Origin of the sequence: Mesorhizobium sp. M7D.F.Ca.US.004.03.1.1 (assembly GCF_003998635.1) — a bacterium.
Lineage (GTDB): Bacteria > Pseudomonadota > Alphaproteobacteria > Rhizobiales > Rhizobiaceae > Mesorhizobium > Mesorhizobium loti.
This window is the reverse complement of the sequence record NZ_RZQG01000375.1, coordinates 1-5,569: the sequence shown is the minus strand read 5'-3', so window position 1 is coordinate 5,569 and position 5,569 is coordinate 1. Positions and strand designations below refer to the sequence as shown.

Genomic DNA, 5,569 nt, shown 5'->3' with positions numbered 1-5,569 from the left:
GCTTCGAGGAGAACGGCGGCTGGCGCAGCCATTCGGGCGAGGAATTCATCCACGTGCTGAGCGGCAGCCTGGAACTGCACACGATCCATTATGATCCCACAGTGCTGCAGCCGGGCGATAGCATCCTTTTCGACGGCGAAATGCAGCATGCCTATATCGCGCTGGGCGACGAGCCGGTGATCATGCTGATGTCGAACACCGTGCCGCGCGACGGGCTCCCGGCCGGAGCCGGGGTCTGATCCCGGCCTGACCGGAATCCGGGCTCGAAAGTTCGAGCCCTCTAAGAATATTTTCTAAAATGGAAAAAAATACTTGTTATGGAAAAGTCCGGGGTCTAGCATCCTGTTGACCGGCCGACAGGAGAAATAGCCATCGGCCGGATGGGAGATGTGACCGATGCTGTCGGTTGAGGCAGTCAGCAAGACCTTTGGCGGCGTGCAGGCGTTGCGCAGTGCCTCGCTGGCCTGCGAGGCCGGCGAAATCCTCGGCCTGATCGGCCCCAATGGCGCCGGAAAATCGACCCTGGTCAATGCCATCTCCGGCGTGCTCAAGCCGGACACCGGCAGTGTCAGGCTGGCGGGCAAGGAGATCACCGGCCACGGCCCCGAGTACTGCGCCCGGGCGGGCGTCGCGCGTACGTTCCAGACCATCCGGCTGTTCAAGGATTTGACCGTTAGGCAGAATGTCGAGGTCGCCCATATCACCTGCCAGGCGGTGCGGCCGGAAGCGGCGGCACGCATCGGCGTCGATCAACTGCTTGCCCAATATCAGTTGGACGGCTTCGCCGACGTTCCGGCCGGCACGCTGTCCTATGGCAGCCAGCGCCGGCTCGAAATCGCCCGCGCGCTGGCGCTGGGGCCGTCGCTGCTGCTGCTCGACGAGCCGGCGGCCGGTCTCAATGAAGGTGAGTCCGAAACGCTCGCGGTGGCGATCGAGGGCATTCGCAGGGATGTCGGCTGCGCGACCATCGTCATCGATCATGATTTGCGCTTCATCAACCGGCTTTGCGACCGGCTCTGCGTCATGGACCAGGGCCAGGTGATCGCGTCCGGGCAGACCGAAGCGGTGTGGCGCGATCCACGCGTCATCGAGGTTTATGTCGGGCAGTCCGAGACATCGTGACGGCGCCCCGCAACGTCAACAACAAGGGAGAAGGAGGGGTTCAATGGACAAGATGATTTTGGGGGCCGCGGTCGTGGCGGCGGGGCTTTTGCAGGTGACGCATGCCGGGGCCGCCGATTTGAAGATCGGTCTCGCGGTGGCGATGACCGGCACCTACGCACCCTACAGCGAGGCCGAAGGGGCACGCTGCATGGCCGACAAATTGAACAAGGCTGCCGGCGCCGGCGATCCCAAGGTCGAGCTGATGATCGAGGACAACCGCTCCGATCCGCAGCTTTCGGTGTCGCTCGGCCAGAAATTCCTCGATGCCGGCGCCCAGATCATTACCGGCGTGCCGTTCCCCGATGCGCTGATCCCGACGGCGCAGATCGCGGCGCCCTATGGCGCCACCGTGTTCTCGGCGCCGAACACGCAGCTCGAGATGCAGCAGGCCGGCCTCGACAATTTCATCGCCGGCGCGGTGCCCGATCCGATCAATGCGGCAGCGACCGCCAATGCGCTCTACGGCAAGGGCGCGCGCACCGTGGCGCTGATGGTCTCGCCCGATGCCGGTTCCTACTCGGAAAAGCTGCCGGAATGGTTCGGCGAGGTGTTCGAGCATCTCGGCGGCAAGGTCGTCTCCAAGCTCAACTATTCCTGGGGCACATCAGACTGGTCGCCGCAGATCGCCAGCATCAAGGCGTTGCCGCAGAAGCCGGACGCCATCCACATCTGCGGCGTGCTGCCGGATGTCGGCATTTTTATCCGCCAGCTGCGCGCCAATGGCTATGATGGCTGGGTCGCCGGCTGCGACGCCTTCGACGACAAGTCGCTGGAAGGCACCGTCGGTGATCCGGCCTCGCTGGAAAAGGTGATGTTCGCCACCCATGGCGCGACCGGCGTAGACAGCCCGATCGACAAGTTCCTGGCCCAGTGCAAGGCCGACGGCTACAAGATCAACGGCATCTTCGACGCGCTTGGCGCAGACATGGTGCAGATCAGCTACGAGGCGGCGAAGAAGTCCGGCACGGTCGAGCCCGCCGCCTTGCGCGAGGCGATCCGTGCGCCGGGCGGCTATCCCGGGACCACGGCGCCGATCATCTCCTTTGCCGAAAAGAAGGGTTATCCGGTCAAGGCGGTGCCGGTGATGGGATTTGCGAACGGCAAGCGGGTGCTGATCACCGACACGCCGCCGACCTTCGTTCCGGCACTGAACTGAGGCAGGTAGGTCAGGCGATGATGGATCGAGCCTTCGCAGCGCAGGCGCTGTCGTGCTGAGCGTCGACAATCTGGTTGTCCGCTACGGCGCGGTGAGCGCGGTGCGCGACCTCAGCCTGAAGGTCGGGCGGGGCGAACTCGTCGCCCTGCTCGGCCCCAACGGCGCCGGCAAGAGCTCGACCATCAATGCGCTGACGGGTCTGGTCACACCGGCTTCCGGCCGCATCGTTCTCGACGGCCAGGACATTTCGCGTGTCCGCACCGAGGATCGCATTCGCGCCGGCCTGACCTCGACGCCGGAAGGCCGGCACATCTTCGCCAATCTGACGGTCGGCGAGAACCTGCGGCTTGGTGCGGCGATACGGCGCGATCCCAAGGGCGTGCGCCAGGACATCGAGCGCTTCCTGGCGTTGTTTCCGGTGCTTTCCGAACGCTACGGGCAGGCGGCCGGTACGCTTTCCGGTGGCGAGCAGCAGATGCTGGCCATTGCCAGGTCGCTGATGTCGCGGCCGAAGCTGCTGTTGCTCGACGAGCCGTCGCTGGGGCTGGCGCCGAAGATCGTGGTGCAGATCTTCGATTTCATCGGCGAGCTTAAGGCGGAAGGGCTGACGCTGCTGGTGGTCGAGCAGAACGCCAGGCAGGCGCTGCGCTTCGCCGACCGCGTCTATGTCGTCAGTGCCGGCACGCTTCGCCACAGCGGGCCGCCGTCCAGCCTTGCGGACGAACACGGTCTCTTCAACCTCTATATCGGCGGGTAGGCGGCGACATGGATTATGCCTTGCAGCAGCTTCTCAATGCACTGGCCTTCGGTGCCGAATATTCGCTGGTGGCGCTCGGCCTCGCCGTGGTGTTCTCAATCATGGGCCTGGTCAATTTCGCCCATGGCGAGATCATCGGCGTCTCGGCCTACAGCGTGTTCCTGGCGGCCGCGCTCGGACTGACCTCGCCATTCGTCGCCGTGCTGCTTGCTGTCGCTGCCGCGGCACTTGCGGCAATCGCTTTCGAGCGGGTGGCGTTCCGGCCGGTGCGCTATGCGCCGACGACGACAGGACTGTTGACCGCCTTCGGCGTCTCGATCGTCGTGCAGAACCTGTTCATGCTGCTGATCTCGCCAAAGCCGCAATCGGTTTCGATCCTCAATGGGCTGAACCAGATGTGGTTCTTCGGCCCCTTCGCGGTGTCGTCGCTGCAGGTGATGGAGCTCATCGTCTCCGGCCTGACCATCCTGGCCCTGGTGCTCTTCCTCAACCGTTCGACGTTGGGCTTAGCCATCCGCGCGGCGTCGCGCGATTTCGCCACGGTGCGGCTGATGGGGATCAAGGCGAACCGGGTGATCGCCACCGCCTTCGCCATCTCCGGCGCGCTGGCCGGCATCGCCGCCGTCTTCATCATCGCGCGGCGCGGCAGCGTCTCGCCCGATCTCGGCTTCAGCCTGGTGCTGAAGGCGTTCGTCGCCTGCGTGATCGGCGGCTTCGGCTCGCTGGCGGGCGCTGCGGCCGGCGGCATGCTGCTCGGCTTCATCGAGGTCGGTCTGCTGGTTGCGTTGCCGCAGGAATATGGGGGCTTCAAGGACGCGCTCACCTACGTGATCATCGTCGCGCTGCTTGTCTACCGGCCGGAAGGCCTGCTCGGCCAGCGGGTCGAACTCGGCGACAAGGAGATTTGAAGGTGGCGAGATTTGAGGTGTCGCAGGCAATCGAAGAGACCGCATCTCCGCCTGCTGCTGTCGCACAGCCCCGTGCTGCGCTGACGCGCTCGCTCATCGGTGGCCTGGTGACGTCGCTACCGGTGCTGGTGGTCGGGCTGCTAATCCTGAATTTCGCACCGACCTACTACACCTATCTGGCGCTCGGCGCCTTCGTGAACCTGATCGTCGTCGTCGGCCTGCAGGTGTTCATGGGCAACAGCAACATCGCCAATCTCGGCCACAGCGCCTTTGTCGGCCTCGGCGCCTATGGTGTCGCCATCCTGTCGACGCCGCTGGCCATGAAGAAACTGTCGATCCCCAATGCGCCGTTCGGCTTCGCCACATTGCAACTCGATCCGGTGTCGTCGGCGCTCATCGCGCTCATCATGGTCGGCATCGTCGCCGCCGTCAGCGGTAAGGTGATCAGCCGCCTGTCGGGCGTCGCCGCGACCATCGTCAGCCTGGCGCTGCTGATCATCGTCCATTCGGTGTTTCTCAACTGGACCAACCTGTTCAAGGGCAACCAGGCCTTCTTCGGCATCCCGAAGGTGGTCGGCCTGCCCTGGATGATGGTGTTTTCGGTGGTGGTGATCGTGCTGGCGCGGCTGTTCAAGGACAGCCGCTGGGGCCTGCAGCTCCGCGCCAGCGCCCAGAGCCCGCAAGCCGCGGCAGCGCTCGGCATCGACGCCCGGGGCCTGCGGCTGATGTCGTGGGTGCTGTCGGCGCTGATCTGCGGCCTGGCCGGCGTGCTCTACGCCTATTTCGCGGGCACGATCAGTCCCAAGCTTTTCTACTTCCAGATGATCTTCAACACGCTGGCGATGCTGATCCTGGGTGGCATGGCGACGGTGACAGGCGCGGTCACCGGCGTGATCGTGCTTTCGGTTGGGCTCGAATTCATCCGTAGCATTGAATCCGGCGTGACGATCGCCGGCATCCAGCTGCCGCAATTGCTCGGGCTGTCGGGTGTGGCGCTCGGCGTCGTCATCGTGCTTTGCATGGCTTTTCGGCCAAGCGGCATCAGCGGCCGCTACGAGCTCGATGAACTGCTGTCGCGATTGTTCAGGCGCAACGCAAAATAGCGAAGCGTCTATCTCTTTCTTCTAACGCTTCTAACGCAATTCCGGACGGAAAACCGTTTCACACTTTTCCTGGAATTGCTCCGAGTTTTCCTGGTGGAGGTCTGAACGTGGAATTTGAGGACAAGGCTGCAGAGTATGCGCCGAAGCTGGAGGCGCTGCAGCGCGAACTGGCGACGCGCGGCGTCGAATTCATCGAGATGCATACGGTCGACACATCAGGAGCGTTCCGCTCCAAGATCGCGCCGCTGAAGCTTTCGACCTATGGCGAATCCATCAACGCCATCCTGTATTGCGTCACCCATGGCGACGGCCAGCCGATGGGCGATGTCGCCTTCGCCTCGCCGAGCGCCAATGACGAGAATGGCTTCCCGAATATCAAGGGGATCATCGATCCGGCGACGGTCGTCCAGCACGGCTGGAAGCCGAAATTCGCCTCGGCCATCACGAGTTCCTACATGCTCGACGGCGCGGTCTGCCCGTT

Annotated in this window: 6 protein-coding genes and 1 pseudogene; all 7 read left to right on the top strand. The window is 64.0% G+C overall.

Annotated elements, in window-relative coordinates:
- Positions 1 to 239 (top strand): cupin domain-containing protein (locus EN935_RS20245; RefSeq protein WP_164771219.1); only part of this gene is annotated, 239 nt, incomplete at its 5' end.
- Positions 240 to 396: 157 nt separating this feature from the next.
- Complete coding sequence (locus EN935_RS20240) at positions 397 to 1,122, top strand: ABC transporter ATP-binding protein (protein ID WP_127262911.1); 726 nt, start codon at positions 397 to 399, stop codon at positions 1,120 to 1,122.
- A 43-nt stretch (positions 1,123 to 1,165) separates the two neighbouring features.
- Positions 1,166 to 2,320, top strand: a complete 1,155-nt coding sequence (locus EN935_RS20235; protein ID WP_164757578.1) for an ABC transporter substrate-binding protein — start codon at positions 1,166 to 1,168, stop codon at positions 2,318 to 2,320.
- 52 nt (positions 2,321 to 2,372) lie between these two features.
- The gene (locus EN935_RS20230; RefSeq protein WP_109659483.1) at positions 2,373 to 3,077 is read left to right on the top strand and encodes an ABC transporter ATP-binding protein; all 705 of its coding nucleotides are present in this window, start codon (positions 2,373 to 2,375) and stop codon (positions 3,075 to 3,077) included.
- A gap of 8 nt (positions 3,078 to 3,085) precedes the next feature.
- The gene (locus EN935_RS20225; protein WP_127262910.1) at positions 3,086 to 3,985 is read left to right on the top strand and encodes a branched-chain amino acid ABC transporter permease; all 900 of its coding nucleotides are present in this window, start codon (positions 3,086 to 3,088) and stop codon (positions 3,983 to 3,985) included.
- Between the two features lie 2 nt (positions 3,986 to 3,987).
- The gene (locus EN935_RS20220) at positions 3,988 to 5,088 is read left to right on the top strand and encodes a branched-chain amino acid ABC transporter permease (protein WP_245468698.1); all 1,101 of its coding nucleotides are present in this window, start codon (positions 3,988 to 3,990) and stop codon (positions 5,086 to 5,088) included.
- Between the two features lie 107 nt (positions 5,089 to 5,195).
- Positions 5,196 to 5,569 (top strand): annotated as a pseudogene (locus tag EN935_RS20215) (glutamine synthetase); the annotation flags it as partial.

What these genes read in the sequence shown, in the direction of transcription:
- EN935_RS20235 (WP_164757578.1), top strand. Translation starts at nt 1,166, where the DNA reads ATGGACAAGATGATTTTGGGGGCCGCGGTCGTGGCGGCGGGGCTTTTG.
- EN935_RS20240 (WP_127262911.1), top strand. Translation starts at nt 397, where the DNA reads ATGCTGTCGGTTGAGGCAGTCAGCAAGACCTTTGGCGGCGTGCAGGCG.
- EN935_RS20225 (WP_127262910.1), top strand. Translation starts at nt 3,086, where the DNA reads ATGGATTATGCCTTGCAGCAGCTTCTCAATGCACTGGCCTTCGGTGCC.